The 19540-nt window shown below is 70.7% G+C and carries 19 protein-coding genes; 9 read left to right on the forward strand and 10 right to left on the reverse strand.

The window, feature by feature from the left end; translation table 11 throughout:
* Positions 1-5 precede the first annotated feature (5 nt).
* Complete coding sequence (locus tag KCQ71_RS02025) at positions 6-863, forward strand: helix-turn-helix domain-containing protein (RefSeq protein ID WP_223402288.1); 858 nt, start codon at positions 6-8, stop codon at positions 861-863.
* Between the two features lie 133 nt (positions 864-996).
* Here KCQ71_RS02025 and KCQ71_RS02030 read toward each other — a convergent pair whose 3' ends face one another.
* From KCQ71_RS02030 to iolC, 7 genes are all read right to left on the reverse strand, one after another.
* Positions 997-2007 carry a Gfo/Idh/MocA family oxidoreductase gene (locus tag KCQ71_RS02030; protein WP_223402290.1) on the reverse strand — a complete coding sequence of 337 codons (1011 nt, stop codon included), beginning with the start codon at positions 2005-2007 and terminating at the stop codon, positions 997-999.
* Between the two features lie 50 nt (positions 2008-2057).
* Positions 2058-2993, reverse strand: coding sequence for a TIM barrel protein (locus KCQ71_RS02035; RefSeq protein WP_223402293.1), 936 nt, complete (start codon positions 2991-2993; stop codon positions 2058-2060).
* Between the two features lie 102 nt (positions 2994-3095).
* Complete coding sequence (locus KCQ71_RS02040) at positions 3096-4592, reverse strand: CoA-acylating methylmalonate-semialdehyde dehydrogenase (protein ID WP_223402300.1); 1497 nt, start codon at positions 4590-4592, stop codon at positions 3096-3098.
* Between the two features lie 29 nt (positions 4593-4621).
* Positions 4622-6553: a 3D-(3,5/4)-trihydroxycyclohexane-1,2-dione acylhydrolase (decyclizing) gene (iolD, locus tag KCQ71_RS02045; protein WP_223402302.1), complete on the reverse strand. Its 1932-nt coding sequence runs from the start codon at positions 6551-6553 to the stop codon at positions 4622-4624.
* On the reverse strand, positions 6550-7527 hold the full coding sequence (gene iolB / locus KCQ71_RS02050) for a 5-deoxy-glucuronate isomerase (protein WP_223402304.1): 978 nt from the start codon (positions 7525-7527) through the stop codon (positions 6550-6552). The genes iolD and iolB overlap by 4 nt, the downstream gene beginning before the upstream one ends.
* Before the next feature lie 11 nt (positions 7528-7538).
* Positions 7539-8411 (reverse strand): Cgl0159 family (beta/alpha)8-fold protein, encoded by an 873-nt coding sequence (locus tag KCQ71_RS02055; protein WP_249422483.1) that lies wholly within the window; start codon positions 8409-8411, stop codon positions 7539-7541.
* A 74-nt stretch (positions 8412-8485) separates the two neighbouring features.
* Positions 8486-9469, reverse strand: coding sequence for a 5-dehydro-2-deoxygluconokinase (gene iolC, locus KCQ71_RS02060; protein WP_223402308.1), 984 nt, complete (start codon positions 9467-9469; stop codon positions 8486-8488).
* Positions 9470-9740: 271 nt separating this feature from the next.
* Here iolC and KCQ71_RS02065 point away from each other — a divergent pair, with 271 nt between their 5' ends.
* The 7 genes from KCQ71_RS02065 (at position 9741) to KCQ71_RS02095 (ending at position 16948) form a co-directional block, all read left to right on the forward strand.
* Positions 9741-10502: a GntR family transcriptional regulator gene (locus tag KCQ71_RS02065; RefSeq protein ID WP_223402310.1), complete on the forward strand. Its 762-nt coding sequence runs from the start codon at positions 9741-9743 to the stop codon at positions 10500-10502.
* Positions 10503-10660: 158 nt separating this feature from the next.
* Positions 10661-11935: an ABC transporter substrate-binding protein gene (locus tag KCQ71_RS02070; RefSeq protein ID WP_223402312.1), complete on the forward strand. Its 1275-nt coding sequence runs from the start codon at positions 10661-10663 to the stop codon at positions 11933-11935.
* Positions 11936-12029: 94 nt separating this feature from the next.
* A complete protein-coding gene (locus tag KCQ71_RS02075; RefSeq protein WP_223402314.1) occupies positions 12030-12965 on the forward strand; it encodes a carbohydrate ABC transporter permease in 936 nt (311 codons plus the stop codon).
* Positions 12962-13786 carry a carbohydrate ABC transporter permease gene (locus tag KCQ71_RS02080; RefSeq protein WP_223402316.1) on the forward strand — a complete coding sequence of 275 codons (825 nt, stop codon included), beginning with the start codon at positions 12962-12964 and terminating at the stop codon, positions 13784-13786. Before KCQ71_RS02075 ends, KCQ71_RS02080 begins: the two co-directional genes overlap by 4 nt.
* Before the next feature lies 1 nt (position 13787).
* Positions 13788-15509 (forward strand): hypothetical protein, encoded by a 1722-nt coding sequence (locus KCQ71_RS02085; RefSeq protein ID WP_223402318.1) that lies wholly within the window; start codon positions 13788-13790, stop codon positions 15507-15509.
* Between the two features lie 179 nt (positions 15510-15688).
* Positions 15689-16189, forward strand: coding sequence for a hypothetical protein (locus tag KCQ71_RS02090; RefSeq protein ID WP_223402320.1), 501 nt, complete (start codon positions 15689-15691; stop codon positions 16187-16189).
* 9 nt (positions 16190-16198) lie between these two features.
* Positions 16199-16948 (forward strand): class I SAM-dependent methyltransferase, encoded by a 750-nt coding sequence (locus KCQ71_RS02095; RefSeq protein ID WP_223402322.1) that lies wholly within the window; start codon positions 16199-16201, stop codon positions 16946-16948.
* Here the strand turns inward: KCQ71_RS02095 and KCQ71_RS02100 are convergent.
* Positions 16908-17414, reverse strand: a complete 507-nt coding sequence (locus KCQ71_RS02100; RefSeq protein ID WP_223402325.1) for a DUF6194 family protein — start codon at positions 17412-17414, stop codon at positions 16908-16910. The two genes, KCQ71_RS02095 and KCQ71_RS02100, sit on opposite strands and share 41 nt — an antisense overlap.
* A 38-nt stretch (positions 17415-17452) precedes the next feature.
* Here KCQ71_RS02100 and KCQ71_RS02105 point away from each other — a divergent pair, with 38 nt between their 5' ends.
* Positions 17453-18205 carry a MerR family transcriptional regulator gene (locus KCQ71_RS02105; protein ID WP_223402328.1) on the forward strand — a complete coding sequence of 251 codons (753 nt, stop codon included), beginning with the start codon at positions 17453-17455 and terminating at the stop codon, positions 18203-18205.
* A gap of 12 nt (positions 18206-18217) precedes the next feature.
* On the opposite strand, the gene KCQ71_RS02110 is transcribed toward KCQ71_RS02105, so the two are convergent.
* Together KCQ71_RS02110 and KCQ71_RS02115 are read right to left on the reverse strand one after the other, a co-directional pair.
* A complete protein-coding gene (locus KCQ71_RS02110) occupies positions 18218-19027 on the reverse strand; it encodes a family 1 encapsulin nanocompartment shell protein (RefSeq protein WP_223402331.1) in 810 nt (269 codons plus the stop codon).
* Positions 19024-19419 carry a ferritin family protein gene (locus KCQ71_RS02115; protein ID WP_223402334.1) on the reverse strand — a complete coding sequence of 132 codons (396 nt, stop codon included), beginning with the start codon at positions 19417-19419 and terminating at the stop codon, positions 19024-19026. Before KCQ71_RS02115 ends, KCQ71_RS02110 begins: the two co-directional genes overlap by 4 nt.
* Between the last annotated feature and the right edge of the window lie 121 nt (positions 19420-19540).

The following is a 19540-nucleotide window of genomic DNA, read 5'->3' on the forward strand; positions in this document are numbered from 1 at the left end:
TCTTGATGAAATCCGACAACAGCAGCCCACGACGGATCGACGCGATCGAGCGTGCGCATCTGAAGGAACCGGGGGATGCCTCCCACACCATGTTCCGGTACGAGCCGGACCCGGATCTGGCCGGCCTCGTGGAGCGGTTCTGGATCCCGGTCTGGTCGGTGCCGCCCGGGCAGGAGGCACCTCAGCGCGTGCTCCAGTACCCGCACTGCCTGCTCGTCATCACGAACACCTACGCGCGGTTCTACGGCGTGGTGTCAGGGCTGTCCACCACCACCCTCACCGGGGCCGGGTGGGCCGTCGGCGTCATGTTCGCGCCGTCGGCCGGCCACCTCCTCACGGGTCGGTCGATCTCGGAGTACACCGACGCCCACGTCCCCATCGCCGACGTGCTCGGGGCAGCGGGGGAGCAGCTCGTCGAACGCGTCCGGGTCGCGATGGCGCCGGACCCGACCGCGCCCACCGCTCACGGCGAGGCGATGGCGGCCTACACCGACGTGCTGCGTGGCTACCTGCCGGTGGACGAGGACGGCCGGCTCATCAACGCCGTCGTCGCGTTCGTGGAGCAGAACCCGGACGTGCTCCGGGTGGCCCAGGTCTGCGCGGAGTTCGACCTGACCGAACGTTCCCTGCAGCGGCTGGTGCGGCGCCGGGTCGGGCTGAGCCCGAAGTGGCTGATCCAGCGGCGCCGACTACAGGAGGCGGCGCAGCGGTTGCGCGAGCAGCCGAAGAGCCTGGCCGACGTCGCAGCCGTGCTCGGTTACGCCGACCAGGCCCACTTCAGCCGCGACTTCACCAGGGTCACAGCCGTCACCCCGGGGGAGTTCGCGAAAGCGTGGGCCGGCGAGGCCGGTCCGGCCTCGTAGCAAGGCCCTGACGGCAGCCGCATCGGCCTCATATGGGAAGGCGCCGACGGCGGCCGGATCCGCGTCGTATGCGAAGGCCCCGACGGCGGCCGGTCCGGCCTCGTCGGCAAGGCCCCGACGGCGGCCGGATACCTCAGGCGTAGAAGGCCGGCTTCTCGATCAGCTCGACGGCGAACTCCTGCGACCCGTCCGCGCGCAGCGACCGCACGCCCGCGTCGCACACCACGGCCGCGGCGTACCCGTCCCAGCTCGACGGCCCGACGATCTCGCCGCCCTGCACGGAGTTGATCCACTCCTGCAGCTCGGTGTTGAACGCCGCCTCGAACCGCTCGTTGTAGTCGGCGGCGATCCGGTTGCTGCGCCCGGCCGCCCCCGTGCGCACGGTCGCGTTCTGGTCGCCGAGCGCGACCGCGCCGCGCTCGGCCACGACCTCGCACTGGATGTCGTAGCCGTAGGTGTTGTTGACGAAGATCTCGACGTCGATCAGCACGTCGGAGGTGGTCCGCAGCACCAGCACCAGCGGGTCGGACAGGTGCGGGAACCGATTCGTGGTCCGCTTCGGCTTGTCGACGCGGGCGGACACGATCTCCTCGCCGAGCAGGAACCGCATCACGTCGATCTCGTGGATCGCGGTGTCCGTGATGGACATTCCCTCGAGATAGTTCTCCGGCGAGCTCGGGTTCCGGTGCCGGTTGTGCACCATGAGCGCCTCGCCGACGCCGCCGCTGTCCAGGACGGCCTTGATCTCCCGGTACCCGGCGTCGTAGCGGCGCATGAACCCCACCTGCACCAGGCGCCGGCCGCCGCGCTGCTCGGCCTCCATGATGCGCAGGCACTCGGCCGCGGTGGGGGCCAGCGGCTTCTCGCAGAACACCGGCTTGCCGGCTTCGATCGCGCGGACCACGGAGCCCTCGTGCGCGGGACCGAAACTGGTGACGATGACGGCGTCCACGTCGTCGGCGTTGATCAGGGCCGCGTCGTCGGCGTAGACGCTCGCACCGATCGGCTCCGCCACCCGCTGCGCATGGGCGGGGTCGAGATCGGTGACCGCGACCACCCGGCCGCGGGCCAGCTTGTCCGTGATCCGGGCGATGTGGGAGCGGCCGATGCCGCCGGGGCCGATGATGCCGATACGAACTGTCATGGGAGGGTCCTCGTGGTCGCGCGCTGTGGTGCGTGGCGTTCGGGTGCTGTTCAGAGCAGGCCGAGCCCGCACTCGGCCAGGTACTCGCGGGTCTTGATGGCGTTCGGCAGCGGCATGGCCGGATCGGCGGGGTACAGGTCCTGCTCGAGGATGACGTACAGCTCCTTGTCCAGATCCGCCAGCGCCTCGATCAGCTGTGGCATGTCCGGTTCACCGGCCGGCGGCCGGACCGACGCACCCCGCGCCACGGCCTCGCCGAACGGCCAGTCCAGCTCGTGGGCCTGCCGCACCAGTTCCGGGTCGAACGCCTTGATGTGCACATAGGCGATGCGCTCCGGGTAGGTCCGGATCATCTCGATCGGGTCACCCTCGCCGTAGACGATGTGGCCGGTGTCCAGGCAGAAGTTCACGTACTCGGGGTCCGTCGCCGCGAACACCCGCTCGATGTCCCGCGGCGTCTCGATGTGGGAGTCGCCGTGCGGGTGCAGCACCATCTTCAGCCCGTAGTCCTCCTTGAGGAGCTTGCCGAGCCGGTTCGCGTTCCGCACGTACAGGTCCCACGCGGCCGGGGTGAGCTCACGATCGTCGACGAACTCCCAGGTCTTGTCGTCGCGGAACAGCGGCGGCAGGTGCACGATGTACTCCGCGCCGACCTCCGCGTGCGTGGCCGCGATCGCCCGGAACGTCTGCTCGGTCTGCGCCCAGGCCTCCTCCTTGTGCAGGATGCCCCACCCGGTGCCCGCGACCACCCGGAACCCGCGGGCATCCATCTCCTCCTGCAGCCGATTCGGGTCGGTGGGGAAGTAGCCGAACGGCCCGGTCTCCATCACCGAGAACTGCGCGGTGGCCATCTCGTCCAGGGCCGTCTGCCACGGGATCTGCTGCTCGTCCTCCGGGAACCACACGCCCCACTGGTCGGGGCAGACGCCGACGGTGAGCTTGTTGTACCGCGGGTCGGGGTTGTTGGCCTTGCTGGGCTGGGTCATGGTCGGGCCTTCTGTGATGGACGACGGCGGAGGTCGGGTCGGGTGGGGCGGCTGCGGTGCGCAGCCGGGCCGGTGCGTGACCGGCCGGTGCCGGGCGGTGGGTCAGTCGGTGGTGCTCGGGAAACTCATGCTCGCCTCGACCTGGCTGTCCCGGTGCGGCCAGCGGGTCGTGATGACCTTGTTGCGGGTGTAGAACCGGACGGCCTCGGGGCCGTGGGCGTGGTGGTCGCCGAACAGCGAGTCCTTCCAGCCGCCGAACGAGTAGTAGGCGACCGGGGTCGGGATCGGCACGTTCACGCCGACCATGCCGGCCTCCACACCGTGGCTGTAGCGACGGGCGGCCTCGCCGGAGCCCGTGAAGATCGCCGAGCCGTTGCCGAAGGGAGAGGAGTTCACCAGCTCGAGCGCCTCGTCGAGGTCGGCGACCCGGAGCACGGTCAGCAGCGGCCCGAAGATCTCCTCGCGGTAGGCCGACATCTCCGGGGTGACGTTGTCCAGCAGGGTCGGACCCACGAAGTAGCCGCCCTCGTGTCCGGGCACGGTGACGTCCCGGCCGTCCACCACCACGCCGGCGCCGGCCTCGATCGCTTCGGTGGCGCTGCGGATCACCCGCTCACGCGCCTGCGCCGTGATGACCGGACCCATGTCCGTGGCGGGGTCGGACCCGGGACCGACGGTGATCTTCTCGGCCTCGGCCTTCAGCGCCGCCACGAGCGGTTCCGCGGCACCACCGACGGCCACCGCCACCGGCACGGCCATGCACCGCTGGCCGGCGGAGCCGAAGGCACCGGAGGAGATCTGCGCCGCCGCGAACTCGAAGTCCGCGTCCGGCATCACCACGGCGTGGTTGTTCGCCCCGCCGAGGGCCTGGACCCGCTTGCCGTTCGCGATCCCGACCTGCTGCACGTACCGGGCGATCGGGGTGGAGCCCACGAACGAGACCGCCCCGATGCCGGGGTGGGCCAGCAGCGCGTCGACCGTGTCCTTGCCGCCGTGCACCACCTGGAACACGCCGTCGGGCAGGCCCGCCTCGGCGTACAGGCGCGCGACGAAGTTCGCGGCGGAGGGATCCCGCTCGGAGGGCTTGAGGATGAACGCGTTGCCGCATGCGATCGCGACGGGATGCATCCACATCGGGACCATCACCGGGAAGTTGAACGGGGTGATGCCGGCCACGACACCGACCGGCTGCCGCAGACTGTGCACGTCGATCCCGGTGGAGGCGTCGGCGCTGAACTCACCCTTGTTCGCCTGGTTGATCCCGCAGGCGAAGTCCAGCGTCTCGCGGCCGCGGCCGATCTCGCCGATGGCGTCGTCGACGGTCTTGCCGTGCTCGGCCGAGATGACCCGGGCGAGCTCGTCGGTGTTGGCGACCACCAGTTCGCGCATCCGGAACAGGATCTCGGTGCGCCGGGCCAGCGAGGTCGCGGCCCACGCCCGCTGGGCGGTGCGCGCCGCGGCGACGGCGGCGTCGACCACGCCCTGATCGGCGGTGGCCAGCTCGGCGATGACCGCACCGGTGGCCGGGTCGTGAACGGGCGTGAACGGGCCTGTTCCGTCGACCTCGGTGCCGTCGATCCAGTGCTTGATGGTCCTCATCTGCTCCACTTCCTCCTCGTACTTCTCGCTCACAGGTAGTGGCGCTGGTTCTTCTTCGCCTCGAGGTAGGCCTCGTGGGCGGTGCGGGTGCTGGCCAGCCGGGACTCGGCGGCCACGGGGACGTCCCACCAGGCCGACGACGGCGGGTTCGGGCCCTGCAGGTCGGTCTCGATGTGGATCACGGTGGCCCGCGGCGCGGCCGCGGCCGTGGCGTACGCGGCCCGGAACTCCTCGATCGTGGCGGCCACGATCACGTCCAGACCGAAGCTGCGCGCGTTCGCGACCAGGTCCAACGGCACGGGCGGGCCGTCCAGCAGGTCGGTGTCGTCCGTGCGCATCCGGTACCGGGTGCCGAACCGCTGTGAGCCCACCGACTCCGACAGTGCCCCGATCGAGGCGTATCCGTGGTTCTGCAGCAGCACCACGATCACCTTGAGGTTCTCGGAGACGATCGTCGCGAGTTCGGCAGGCATCATCTGGTAGGTCCCGTCGCCCACGATCGCGACGACCTCACGCTCGGGGGCGGCCAGTTTGGCGCCCATCGCGGCCGGGATCTCGTAGCCCATGCACGAGTAGCCGTACTCCAGGTGGTACTGGTGCGGGCTCCGGGCCCGCCAGAGCGCCTGCAGGTCACCGGGCATCGACCCGGCCGCGTTGATGAGGATGTCCTCGTCGCCCATGAGTTCGTTCAGGGCGCCGAACACCTCGGTCTGGGCGGGCAGCGGGCCGTGGCCGCGGTGGTAGCACTCGTCCGTGACGGCGGCCCACTCGGCGGCGAGCCGAGTGGCCCGCGCCTCGTAGGCCGGATCCACCCGGTGCCCGGCGAGGGCATCGGTGAGCGCGCGCAGGCCCTCCCGGGCATCGGCCACCACCATGTCCGCGGCGTGCTTGGCCGCGTCGAACGCGAGCACGTTGACGTTCACGAAGGCGACGTCGCGGTTCGCGAAAACGGTGTGACTCGCGGTGGTGAAGTCCGTGTACCGGGTGCCAACCCCGATCACCAGGTCGGCCTCGGCGGCGAGTGCGTTCGCAGCCGCGGTACCCGTGGACCCGACCCCGCCGACGGCGCTCGGGTGGTCGAACGCGATCGCGCCCTTGCCGGCCTGTGTGTCCGCGACCGGGATCCCGGTCGCGTCGGCGAAGGCGGCCAGCTCGGCGCTCGCCTCGGAGTAGATGACGCCGCCTCCGGCCACGAGCAGCGGGCGCTTCGCCGCGCGGATGGCCGCGGCGGCGCGGGCGAGCGCCGCGGGCTCGGGGACCGGCCGGGCCACGTGCCACACGCGCCGGCGGAAGAACTCGACCGGCCAGTCATAGCCTTCGGCCTGCACGTCCTGCGGCAGGCACAGGGTCACCGCACCGGTCTCCGCCGGGTCGGTGAGCACCCGCATCGCGGCCAGCGCGCTCGGGATCAGCTGCTCGGGCCGGTTGATCCGGTCCCAGAACCGTGACACCGGCTTGAACGCGTCGTTCACCGAGATGTCGAGGCTGCGCGGATCCTCCAGCTGCTGCAGCACCGGGTCCGGGAACCGCGTCGCGAAGATGTCCGAGGGGAGCAGCAGCACCGGGATCCGGTCGATCGTGGCCAGGGCCGCGCCGGTGACCATGTTCGTCGAGCCCGGCCCGATCGAGGCCGTGCACGCCATCGTCTGCAGGCGGTTCCTGGTCCGCGCGAAGGCGACGGCGGCGTGCACCATGGCCTGCTCGTTGCGGGCGTGGTAGTACTTCAGCCGGGCCTCGCCGGGTGCGGGGTCGACCTCGTTCTGGACGAGCGCCTGGCCGAGACCGGCCACGTTCCCGTGCCCGAAGATCCCGAACACGCCCGCGAACAGGGCCTGTTCGACGCCGTCGCGCTCGGTGTACTGGGCCGCGAGGAACCGGACCAGCGCCTGGCCGACGGTCAGGCGTTCGGTGATCGGTCCCGGCGCGGTGGCATCCCGCACCTCGGGTCGCTCGTCGGTCATGAAGGTTCCTCCTGCTCGGCGGGGAGCGCGGGTTCGGCCGTCGGTTCGGGCACCGGTGCCTTCGTCATAGGCAGCCGGGGATCGATCTGCTGGTCGGCCCAGGTGGCACGGATCCAGTGGTGGGCCGGGTCGTCGGTCATCAGCCACTCCTGGTCGGGCGCCGGTCCGGCCATCACGTTCAGGTAGTACAGGTCGTAGCCCGGGGCCGCCATCGACGGACCGTGGTAGCCGTGCGGGGTGAGCACGACGTCCCCGGTGCGCACCTCCTCGGTCAGCTCGAGCGGCCGGTCGGCGGTGCCGTAGGTGCGGTGGAACCCGAAACCCGGTCCGGCTGGTCCGGACGCGACCTCGAAGTAGTAGATCTCCTCGAGCTCGCGCTCGTCGTCGGTGTGCTCGTCGTGCTTGTGTGGGGGATAGGAGGACCAGTTGCCGCCCGGGGTGAGGACCTCGCAGACGAGCAGGTGGTCGGTGTCCAGGTCGTTCCCGAGCGCGTAGTTGTTGACCTGCCGCGAGCACGTGCCGGCCCCGCGCAGTTCGACGCGAACCTCGTCGGCGCCCCGGTGGCTGACCGGGAGCCGACGGCTCGCCCGCGCGCTCGGCAGGGCGAACCGGCCCCCGTCCGCGGACGTGATCGTCAGCGTGGTGCGCGTCGGGACGTAGAGGTGGTCGGTGACGGCGGAGAACACGTCCGGTCGGCCCTGGAGGGTGAACGTCTGCGTCTCCGCGGTGCCCGCTGCGGTGTCCGTGGTCACGGTGACCGTGCAGGATCCCGCCAGCGGCAGCACCAGCAGTTCGTCGGCGCCCGTCTCGAGCTCCTGGCTGCCGCCCGGCGGCAGGTCCAGGATCCGCAGCCCGCTGAACGCCCAGCCGGCGTCCTCCGGACCGAGGTCGACGCTGAAGAGCCCGGTCGCGCTGGTGCCGGCCCGCACGAGCAGGTCCGCAGGTGCGCCGGCTGCACTCGCTGCGTTCGTCACGTCGGGTCCGCTCACAGCACCGACACCGCCCGGTCCACGGCTGCCTCGACGTCGTCGTCCGGCGGGTACAGCAGCGACCTGCCGATGATCAGGCCCTTCACGCCGGGCACGCGCACGGCCCGGGCCCAGGCTTCGGCCGCGGCGTCCGCGTCCGGGTCGACCTCGCCCCCGAGGATCAGGGCAGGCAGGGACGTCGCCGCCATCACCCGTTCCATCTCGGGCACGGACGGCAGTTTGAGCCAGGTACGGGCGGACGTCCGCCCGAGGCCGGCGGCGATGGTCACCGACCGGATGACCGCTTCCACCGAGAGGTCGTTGCGCACCCTGCCGTCGACCCGTGTCGAGATGAACGGCTCCACCATCGCCATCACACCCGCGTCGGCGAGCGCGTCGACCGCCCGGGCCGCCGATTCCATGGTGACCACGGAGGCAGGGTCGCGGTAGTCGATGCGAAGGAGCATCTTGCCGCCGTCGAGCCCGGAGGCGGTGATGCCGGCGGCGTCGTAGCCGGTGAACCGGTCATCCAGCTCGAAATCCGCCCCGGCCAGACCACCCCGGTTCATCGACCCGTACACGAGCTTGCCGTCGAGGGCGCCCAGCAGAGCCAGTTCCTCGACGATCTCCGCGGTGCCGAGGAACCCGTGCACCCCGGGGCGGGCCAGCGCGGCCGCGCACCGCTGGAGCAGGTCGCGACGGTCGGCCATGGCCAGCGGCTCGGGGCCGGCGGCCAGGGAGCCGCGGGCGGGGTGGTCCGCGGCGATGATCATCAGCCTGGCGTTCGGGTCGGTCGGGAACGCACTGCGTGGCCGGGCCGCGAGGACCTCGGCGATGCGCTCGGGCTGATGGGTGCGCAACTCCCGGATCTCCTCCAGGGCGGCCGCCATCCCGCCGGCGAGGGCGATCCCGCCCGCGTGAGCGAGCCCATCCGCGCGGGCTGCGGCCCGCACCGTCGGAGCGCTCACGCGACCCGCTCGAGGTCGTTGGGGGAGCGGCCCTCGTCGATCACGGCGAGCACCTCGGCCTCGGTGGGCATCGCCGTCGAGCACTCCAGCCGGCCGGCCACGATGGCGCCCGCCGCGCTGGCAGCGGTGATGATCCGGTCCAGCGACCAGCCGGCCAGGAGCCCGTGGCAGAGGGCGCCGCCGAAGGCGTCGCCGGCACCGAGCCCGTTCACGACGTCCACCGGGACCGGCGGGACCTCCACCCGCTCCTCGCGGGTCTTGGCGAGGGTGCCCTCGGGCCCGCGCTTGACGATCGCCACTTCCACACCGGCCTCGAGGAGGGCGTCCGCGGCCCGGTCCGGGTCGGTCTCGCCGACCGCCACCTCGCACTCCTCGCGGTTGCCGACGGCGATCGTGACGCCGGTCAGGAACTCGCGGACCTGAGTGGTCGCCTCGGCGGGGTCCGCCCAGAACATGGGCCGGTAGTCCAGGTCGAGGATGGTGTGCTCGCGCCGCTCGCGTAGCGCCAGGGCGGCATGGTGGGCGGACCGGCTCGGCTCCTCGGACAGCCCGGTCACGGAGAACCACATGATCCTGGCGTCCCGCACCGCGTCGGCCGGGAGGTCGCCCGGGGTCAGCTGCAGGTCCGGCGCACTCGGCTGCCGGTAGAAGTAGATCGGGAAGTGGTCCGGCGGGAACATCTCGCAGAACGTCACCGGGGTGTTCAGGACCTCACTCGTGATCACGAACTCGTCGCTGACGCCCAGGCGGCGCATCTCACGGCGCACGTACACCCCGAACGGGTCGTTGCCGACGCCGGTGAGCACGGCCGCGCTGTGTCCGTGCCGGGCCGAGGCCACCGCCACGTTCATCGGGCTGCCGCCGAGGAACTTGCCGAAGGTGGTCACGTCCTCCAGACCCACACCGATCTGGAGCGGGTAGATGTCCACCCCGGACCGGCCCATCGTGAGGACCTCCGCGGGCGTCGTTGGCGCCGTCATCGTCTCTGTCAACCCCTCTGCCCACCATTGGGGCGGCTTCGCCCACGTCGCGGGCGACCTCGGTACTCCGCCACCGGGGCGGGTCTCAACCGTGCCCCATCGTGGCGCGACCCGTCAAGTCTTTGTCCGGACATATGGACTTTAGGCTTTGCGACAAGTTAACGTGACCGCAGTTCGCTGCGTGAGGGAGCGCAGGAGGGTGCGTGCCCCGCCGACGACGGAGGTCGACGAGGGCCGGCCGACGGTTGCAACGAGGGGGATCGACATGGAGATGGGCACCGCAAGCACGGGGGAGACCGTGCACCTGCCGCGGGTCGCACTGGACCGCGCGAGCCCGGTGCCGTTGTATCACCAGATCGCCGAGGCCATGAAGGCCATGATCACCTCCGGCGACCTGCCGGCCGGGACCCGGGTGGAGAACGAGCTCGCGATGGCGGCCCGGCTCGGGGTCTCCCGCCCGACCGCGCGGCGTGCCTTCCAGGACCTCGTCGAGCAGGGTCTGCTGATCCGCAGGCGTGGCATCGGGACGCAGGTCGCGTCCGAGCTGATCCGCCGCCCGGTCGAGCTGACCAGTCTGTACGACGACCTCGCGGCGGCCGGCCGGACCCCCCGCACCGAGGTGCTCAGCCTGGAGTCCCATCCGGCCGACCACGTCATCGCCGAGCGCCTCGGGGTCGAACCGGGCGCCGAGGTCGTCACGATCGAGCGGCTGCGGTTCGCCGATGACGAACCGCTGGCGCTGATGACCAACCACGTCCGCGCGGAGATCGCCCCGAGCGCGGCCGAGCTCGCCGAGGTCGGCCTGTACGCTGCCCTGCGCGCCACCGGCGTGCAGATGCGTCTGGCGCGCCAGACGATCGGTGCCCGGCTCGCGACCGCGGCCGAGGCGCGGGTCCTGAACGAACGCCCGCGGGCGGCCCTGCTCACGATGGAGCGGATCGCCTTCGACGACGTCAACGCCGTGGTGGAGTTCGGTTCGCACCTGTACCGCGGATCGCGGTACACCTTCGACACCACCGTCGTGGCTCGATAGCACGCGTCCAGCCACGTAAGAATGTGCATATGTCCGTACAAATGTTGACAGACGATGTGAGCGCTAACTAGATTGCCCTGGACGCGCCCTCGGGCGAGCCACGGACACAGGAGTCGTGCGGCAGCCCTGGGGTTGACCGCGGTAGAGAGGAATCACTGATGAATCCAGTTCTGGGACGCCGCCAGCTCATGCTCGGCGGGATCGCGGGCACCGCTGCCGTGGGACTTGGCCTCTCGGCCTGCTCCGATGGTGCGGGCAGCGGCGGCGAAGGCGGTGAGGTGACGCACATGCAGTTCTTCCTCTCCGGGGACGCGAACCAGGGCGGCGGCTACGCCCACATGGCCGCCAAGTACCAGGAGGAGACCGGAATCGAGGTCGAGATCGTCGACGTCGCGAACGAGGACCTCACCACGAAGCTCAAGAACGCGGCGCTGGCGAACGACCTGCCCGCGCTGGCCCGGGTCGGCAGCATCGACGCCACCTGGAAGGACGTCACGATGGACCTCCGGGACATCCTGGACACCAACGACGTCAAGTCCGAGCTCGCCGCCATCGACCCCGACGGCAAGGTCCTGTCCCTGCCCAGCGACATCACCGCCGTCGGCATGTTCCTCAACAAGACCCTCTTCGACGCGGCCGGCGCGACCTACCCGGCCGTGGGTGAGGAGCCGTGGACCTGGGACGAGTTCACCGAGACGATCCGGTCCGTGCAGGCCGCGACCGGCGCGTCCTACGGCATGGTCATGGACCGCTCGGCGCACCGCCTGAAGGCGTTCCTGTACGAGTTCGGGTCCAACACCTTCGAGCTGGTCGACGGCGCGTTCGAGACGAACGAGAACACCAAGCCCGCGCTGGAGTACTTCTACGGCCTGAACGACGACTCGTTCATGCCGCGTTCGGTGTGGCTGTCCGACGGCGACCCGAACGGGCTGTTCAAGAGCGGCGACGTGGTCGCGTACTGCTCGGGTTCCTGGCAGATCGCCGACTTCGCCGTGAACATCGCCGACTTCGAGTGGGTCAGCGTGTACATGCCGAAGCAGCCGGTCCGGGTCACGAACTACGGCAACGCCGCCTCCATCGTGGTCTTCGAGGGCACCGGCCAGGAGCAGGCCGCGCTGGACTTCGTGAACTGGCTCTACACGCCCGAGAACTACACCGAGCTGTCCGAGACCTCCGGCTTCCTGCCGGCCGTGAACGGCATCACCGTCACCTACGCCGACAACGCCGAGGCCTTCGAGCTGTACAACGAGGAGATCGAGGCCTCCGACGAGGTCGCGGCGCGGCTCAAGACGCAGGACCTCGAGGGCGAGATCGAGGGCCGGACCATCGAGGGCGACCCGCTGCGCGACGAGACGGTCAAGTACCTCAACGACGAGCAGGACGTGGACACCACGATCGCGAACATCATCGAGCTGCTCAACGCCTCGCTCTAAGCAGCCACAGCAGCGACCAGGGGCGGTGCGCCACCTACGAAAGGGGCGCACCGCCGTCGGGCATCACCCACACCCTTCCTCCAGGAGGCTCGCCTTGGCGGCCACGACACAAGACCCCGAGGTGGCTACGGCCACCCCGCGCAGACGCAGGCAGGCCTCGATCCGGCGCGGCCAGACGATCGCGCCGCTGATCTTCATCGCGGCCGCCGTGGTGCTGTTCGCGCTGTTCTTCCTCTGGCCGGGCGCGCTCGGACTGTGGTACTCGTTCACCGACTACCGGGGCGTCGGAGATCCCGAGTTCATCGGCGTCGAGAACTACGCGGCACTGTTCCAGGACGCGACGTTCTACTCGGTGCTCGGCCGGACGGCGTTCTACACCCTGCTCTCGGTGCCGCTGCACTTCGTGATCTCCCTCGGGATCGCGGTACTGGTCACCACCCGGAGCGCGATCGGGAAGGTGCCGGCCCGGGTCGTGTTCTTCATGCCCTGGCTGATCTCGCCGATCGTCAACGGGGTGATCTGGCGCTGGCTGTTCGGTGAGAACTTCGGCTTCGTCAACTACGTGCTCAGTGTCGTCGGCGTCGATGCGGTGCCGTGGCAGACCGATGCCAACCTCTCCCTGGCCGTGGTGCTGTTCGCGTCCTCGTGGGGCGGCACCGCCTTCAACATGCTGCTGTTCATGGCGGCGCTGAAGAACATCCCGCGCTCGTACCTGGAGGCTGCCGAGATCGACGGTGCGACCGGGTGGCAGCGGTTCCGGCACATCACGCTGCCGCTGCTGGCGCCGACGTCGTTCCTGGTCGTCCTGCTCACCACGATCGGGTCGATGAAGGAGTTCGCGATGATCCAGGCGCTGAACGGCGGTGGCCCGGGCACCGAGAACATGCTGATGGTCCAGTACATCTACCGGACCGGGTTCGAGCGCTCCGAGATCGGCTACGCGAGCGCCGCGTCCATGGTGCTGATGGTGATCCTGATCGTGGTCGCCGTCATCCAGATGCGGTTCGACAAGGGCAGTGACCAATCATGATGACCAAGCTCCGTTCCTATGGGCCGGCCACCCTGCTGCTGTGGGTGCTCGTGCTGATCTATCTGTTCCCGGTGGCCTGGTTCATCCTCAGCTCGTTCAAGCCGGGTAGCGAGCTGTTCAGCCTGCCGCTGTCGATCCTGCCCGAGAACTGGACCTTCTCCGGCTACATCACCGCATGGAACCGGTTCAACTTCGCCCAGTACTTCTTCAACACCGGGCTGGTCGCGGTCGTCACCACCGTGCTGACCGTGTTCGTCTCGGCGATGACCGGGTACGCCCTCGCGAAGTACAAGGCGAAGTGGCTGAGTGTCTTCTTCATCTGCATCCTGGCCACCACGATGCTGCCGACCGAGGTCATCATGCCCTCGACCTTCGTGGTGATCCGGGACCTCGGCCTGTACAACCAGCTGGCCGGCATCATCGTGCCGTCCGTCATCACCGCGACCGGGATCTTCATGTTCCGGCAGTACTTCAAGACCGTGCCGGACGAGCTGCTCGAGGCGGCCCGGATCGACGGCGTGGGCGAGATCCGGGCGTTCTTCTCGATCATGCTGCCGCTCGCGAAGCCGATCGCGGTGACCCTGGCGATCTTCTCCTTCCAGTGGCGCTGGAACGACTACATCTGGCCGTTGCTGGTGCTGAACGACCCGAACCGCTACACGCTGCAGCTCGCGCTCCGGTCGATCGTGGGGGCGGACAACATCGACTGGTCGGTGCTGCTGTCCGCGTCCGTCATCTCGCTGATCCCTATGGTTGTCTTGTTCTTCGTGTTCCAGAAGCAGATCATGAACGCCGATATGAACTCGGGCCTGAAGGACTGACTTGGACTTCCGCGCACTCATCACCGAACGTTCCGACGAGGTCCTCACCGCACTGCTCGACGGCGCACCCGCCCACCACGGCGGCCACCGCGGCGTGATGGCCAAGGTGCGTACCGCGGTCGTCTGCTACCTGAACCAGGACTCCCGCTGGCACGGTGATCCCGCGGCCCTGGCTGCCGCGGACGACTGGCTCTCAGAGCTGGAGGCACTGCAGGCCGACGGCGGACTGTTCAGTTCCGGGGACAACCTCGCCTCGCCGCCGGACTCGAGCTTCACGATCAACGACGTGGCGCAGGTCCGGGCCCTGCTCGAGGCGGCGACGGACGGGGCCGACGGGACCATCCATGCGGTGGCGAACCTGGCCGACCGGCTCGCGGTGATCTGTGACCGGATCACACCGGCCCTGGTCGCCGGCGGCGTGCACACCCCGAACCACCGGTGGGAGATCGGCGCCGCCCTGGCCCGGCTGCACGAGCTCACACCGAACGCGGGGGTAGTTGCCCGGTTGCGGGCCTGGCTGGCCGAGGGGGTCGACGTCGACGGCGACGGGCTGTACTCCGAGCGGTCCGCGAACTACGCGGCGCACGTGTCCAACCCGTGCCTGATCGCCATCGCGCGGGTCCTCCAGGCCCCCGAGCTACTGGACGTGGTGCACCGGAACCTGCACGCGTATGCGGCCCTGACCGACCCGGACGGGATCGTCGAGACGGTGTTCTCCCGGCGTCAGGACCAGAGGACGACCACCTTCGGAGCGGCCGGCTTCGCGATGCAGGCGAGGCGGTTCGCGCTGGCCCGGGACTGCGCGGGCTGTGCCGACCTGGCGCGGCTCGCGCAGGCCGGCACCGGGTTGGACGCGGTCGGGGCACTCGCCGAGGTGCTGGCCGAACCGGGCCTCGCGGGCGAGTTGCCGGGCGTGCCGCTCACTGACGACATCGGCTCCGGCACGGGGCCGGCCGCCGGCTGGGGTACCCCGCTCGTCTTCGGTGGCGCGGGCCTGGCCGTGTGGCGGTCCGCGGCGCGTACCCTGACCGTCTACGGCGGCTCGGACGTACCGCACATGGGCCGGATCGCGTCCGGGCTCGCCTGCAACCCGACCTTCGCGCGGCTGCGCTCGGGGGCTGCGGTGCTCGAATCGGTGCGCCTGTCCAGGGACTTCTTCGGCATGGGGCCGTTCCGCAGCCACGGGTTGCGGCTGGCCGGTGCCGGCGACGGCGACGTGGCGGAGCTGTCCGACGTCCTCACCACCGGCTACTACCAGCCGATCGACCCGCTGCTGGCCGACCCCGACGGGCACTACGACCTGGAGTTCGAGGGCCGGTTCGCCGCCGCGATGAGCTTCTCCGAGCGTGCGCGGGACCGGGTCCGGATGGGCACCCGGGTGCGGGTGCGCCCACATCCGGGCGGCTTCGAGCTCACGGTCGGCTTCGAGGGTCCGGCCACCGCCTTCGCGATCGAGCTCGCATTCCGCCCCGGCGGGACGGTTGCGGGCGCGCGGGAGATCGGTGCGGACGCCTACGAGCTGGTCGAGGGCACCGGCAGCTACACGGTCGGTTCCGACACCCTGACGTTCGGCCCCGGCAACGGTTCCGGCGCCGACCGACCCCCGGAGTACCACCCAGGGGAGGCGTACACCTTCCTCGGCGGTACGGATGCGATGGCCGGGCCGCGCGTCTACGTCACCGGCCGCACCTCCGAGCCGATCACCCTGACCATCGGGGGATGAGCTGCGCTCGGGCGCGCACAGCTCGTCCGTAGCCGGGGATCCCGGCCCAGGGACGGGACCGCCCTTGCCAGACGTCCCGTCGCCGTGTGGACTGTGGCGAGCTGGATGATCTGGACGATCCGGTCTCCGGGCCGAGGGAGTGGTCGAAGGTGGCACGAAGGGTACTGTCCGTTCGCCTTGTGGTTGTCGCAGGCGTCGCACTGGTCGCGGGGATGGTGCTGGGCGGGTTGACCCTGCTTCAGCCGTCGATGCCGGTCGGTGAGCACCGACCCGCGGAGAACGCCATCGGCGCGCACCTGGTGGTCGCGGGGGTGGTCGTGGTCGGCGCCGCGGCAGCGACGGCGTCGACGCGATCGCTGCGATGGTCGTGGGCGCCACTGAGCACGCGGGCGGGCCACCGGATGGCCCAGACATTCGCGCGGGCGCGCCACGGCGTCGTCGGCGTCCTGCGCTGCGTCGTCGTCAGCCTGCTCGTCGCGTTCATGTGGTACCTGATCCTGCGGATGGGCATGCAGGTGACCGCGGGGCTGGATCCCACGTTCACGCTCAACGCCTGGGGTGGCCCGAGCAGGCTCGGGGCGTTCGCCGCCCACGGCATCGACGCGGTCCTGTGCTTCGGTCTCGCGGCGTTGCTTGCCCACGCGATCCTCGTGGATCCGCCCCAGCCCGGTTCGCCGTAGCGTACGGGCATGGATGCCGGTGCGGTGTGGTCCGAGCTCGCCCCGGAATGGGCGGCGCACTGGGGCGGCGTGGTCGCGCCCGTGCATCAGCGGCTCATCGCGGCGACCCGGATCGGTCCGGGCACCCGCGTCCTCGACGTCGGATGCGGCAGCGGTGAGTTCCTCGCCGCGTTGGGCGCGGTCGGTGCGGTGGTGGCCGGGGCCGATCCGGCACCGGCGATGCTCGGGCTCGCCAGGGTCCGCGCGCCGGGCGCCGACCTGCGACCGGCGGGGTTCGAGGAACTGCCCTGGGACGCCGACAGCCAGGACGTGGTCACCGCCGTGAACGCGCTGCAGTTCGCGGACGACACCGTGGACGCCCTCACCGAGGCGGCCCGCGTCACCCGGCCCGGTGGGCTGGTCGCGATCGCGAACTGGGCGGAGGGTGCGCTCAGCGACCTGGACGCGATCGAGGCAGCGCTGGCTGCCGAGGCGGGCGAGGACCCGGTTCCGGACGGGGACCTGCGCGTGCCCGGAGGGCTCGAGGAGGTGCTCGTCGAGGCGGGCCTGGGCGTCTGCGAGGCCGGACTCGTCGACGTGCCGTGGGAGGTGCCGGACGCCGTCGCCCTCGTTAAGGGCGTGCTGCTCGGCGAGGACGAGGCCGCGCAGGCGGCGAGGACCGCCACGGTCCTGGACGCCGCGCGGGCCTTCCGCACGTCCGACGGCGGATACCGGCTGGTCAACCGGTTCCGGTTCGCGATCGGTGTGGTCCCGGCGTAGTCAGTCGCCGGCGACGGCGACGGCGGCGGGCCGCTGCGGCCTCGTGTGCCGCACGGACCAGGTCGAGGGCGAGCGCGCCGGTCGCGTCTGCCGGGTTCACGATCGCGATCCAGCCGAGCGAGGAGTACACGGGGTGCGGCAGGACCACATCCGGTGCGCTGAAGTCCCGGTCGCGGGTGAGGTCCCCGGGCGTCTCGCCGGTGAGTTCGGTGAAGCGGGACCGGCCCACGTGGACGTTGAGCCGCCAGCGCCCGGCCTGGTCCAGGTGGGAGGCGGAGTCGTCCGGGTAGTCCTTCGTCACGATGGTCGCGTACGGCTGGGTGTTGGTGGGCACCCGGCCGTCCGGTGCGTAGTAGAAGAATGAGTCGCCCCACGCCACCTCCGGGAACTCGGACCCCGGCCCGGGGGCGAGCACGAGGGATCCGGGCAGGGCGTGCACGGCGTCGATGATCTGTTCCATATTCATGGTTCAAGTCTGACCTTCAAGTGCTTATGTGGGGTTCCATGGACGCGCGCGGCGAGCTCATGCCGGATGACGGCTCGGAGGCCACGCTGCGCACGGTCGAGGTCGCCCGGCGTTCGGGGTACTCGGTGCAGCAGGTCCGGGATCTGGAGCGGCTCGGGGTGATCCCGACTGCGCCCCGGGCCGTGAACGGCTACCGGAGCTACGCGCAGGTGCACGTGAGTGCCCTGCGGGCGTACCGGGCGCTGGCCGTCGCGGCGGGACCGGTCGTGGCGCGGCGGCTCCTGCGCGACCTGAGGTCGTCCACGGTCTCCGACGCCGCGGCCACGATCTCCGGGTTGCATGCGCGACTCGACCGCGAGCGTGCTGACCTGCTCGCGGCCCGGGCGGCGCTGCGAGCCATCGCCACCGAGGCCGACGGTGGGCCCGACCGCGTGCCGGATCCCGCCGATGCGATGAGCATCACCGGGCTCGCGCAGGCGCTCGGCGTGCGCACCTCCACGCTGCGCCACTGGGAGCACGAGGGTCTCCTGCGTCCGGACCGGGTGACGTCGCTGCGGGTGCGCAGCTACGACCTGCAGGCGATCCGGACGGCCCGGATCATCGCGGCACTGCGCGGGGCCGGCTATGGCATCGGCGCGGTCCGCGACCTGGTGGCGCAGTTGGGGCACGACGTCCTTGTGACGTCCGACATCGTCGACGGCCGCCTCGAGGAGCTCGGCATCCGCACCGTCGCCCTGCTCCGGGCGGGCGCCGACCTCGCGGACCTGATCGGTGCCCCGAGGTCGACGTAGGGCCCTGGCCTGCTATTCGTCGGACAGCTCGACCGCCGCCTCGGGGGTCGCCACATGGAACGTGAACGACTCCTCCAGGTACAGGTGCACCGAGTTCGCGTCGTGGTGGTCGTAGCCGATCGCGAAGTCCTGGCCGGCCGTGAACAGGAAGTCGCCGCCGCGCATGCTCATCACGGTGCCACCGCGCAGGCCGGGAACCCACACGATGGGGCCGCCCTGCAGGATCTTGCGCAGGTGGTCGAAGAGCGGGTAGCCGCCGTTCTCGGCCGACTCGATCACCTCGGTGTAGTCGGACGGGCCGAGGGCCAGCCCGTACGGCCCGGCGATACCGGTGCGCAGCAGCGTCGCCACGGCGGCGGCCACCTGCTGCGGGTAGTGCGTGGCGTCGGGGTCGTGCGGGAGGGCGTCGTGCGTGCTCGCCTGGGTGATGCCGGTGATGGCGGCCTCGGACCAGCCGTGCATGATCGCGGCGTTCTCCACCTCGGCTATCCGCACCGCGGCCTCGTCCAGGGCGCTCAGGTCCGGATCCGGCGCACCGCGGTCGGCGGCGGCGAGCTCCTCGCGGGAGACACTGAAGTCCGCCCGCACCTCGACCATGGCCAGCACCGTCCGCTGCCGGGCGATCACGCCCGGCGCGGGCGAGTCGGCGACCGGACCCACGCGGCCCAGGTTCGTGGCCGAGGCCGACCAGCCCAGCGGGCCGGAGAAGTCCACCAGCTTGCGGGCGCCGAGCGCCACGGTGAGCCGCTCGGTGGCCTCTGCGTCGAGCTGGTCCCAGGCGGCCGACGAGATCGGAGCGTGCGACCGCAGGAGGTGGTTCATAGTCCCTGACCCTTCAGTGAGCCGATGCCCAGGGCACCCGAGGCGTCGGAGGTACCTGCGCCGTCGGGCATCTGACCGGAGCCGGCGCCCTCCTCGGCCGCGCCGCCGTTCGCGACGATGTCCCCGTCCTGGAACAGTACGCCACGGGCGATCTCCGCCCAGAGCGGCTTGGCGCGGAACAGGAACTCCAGTTCCATGGAGAAGTGCTTGTACTCCTCCTTGAGCGAGTCGAGCATGATCGCCCGGGAGACCTCGTTCGGCTCCACGGAGATGCGCTGCTCGTACCAGCCGATCGCCTCGGCCTCCTCGGCAAGGCTCGCGCACATCCGGGCGAACGTGCGGGTCTCGGCGGAGAGTTCCTCCGGTGGCTCGTGATACTGGTCGGTCGGCATCATGCCTCCAGTGGTGACGTCCGCGGTCACCGCGACCCTACGCCCGGCGCGGGCGGCGCTCAACGGGAGGAGCACGGGCCGCCGGCGGGGGAACGTCGCCAACGGCCCGTGCTCCGACCTG

Source organism: Occultella gossypii (genome assembly GCF_019947135.1).
Lineage (GTDB): Bacteria > Actinomycetota > Actinomycetes > Actinomycetales > Beutenbergiaceae > Occultella > Occultella gossypii.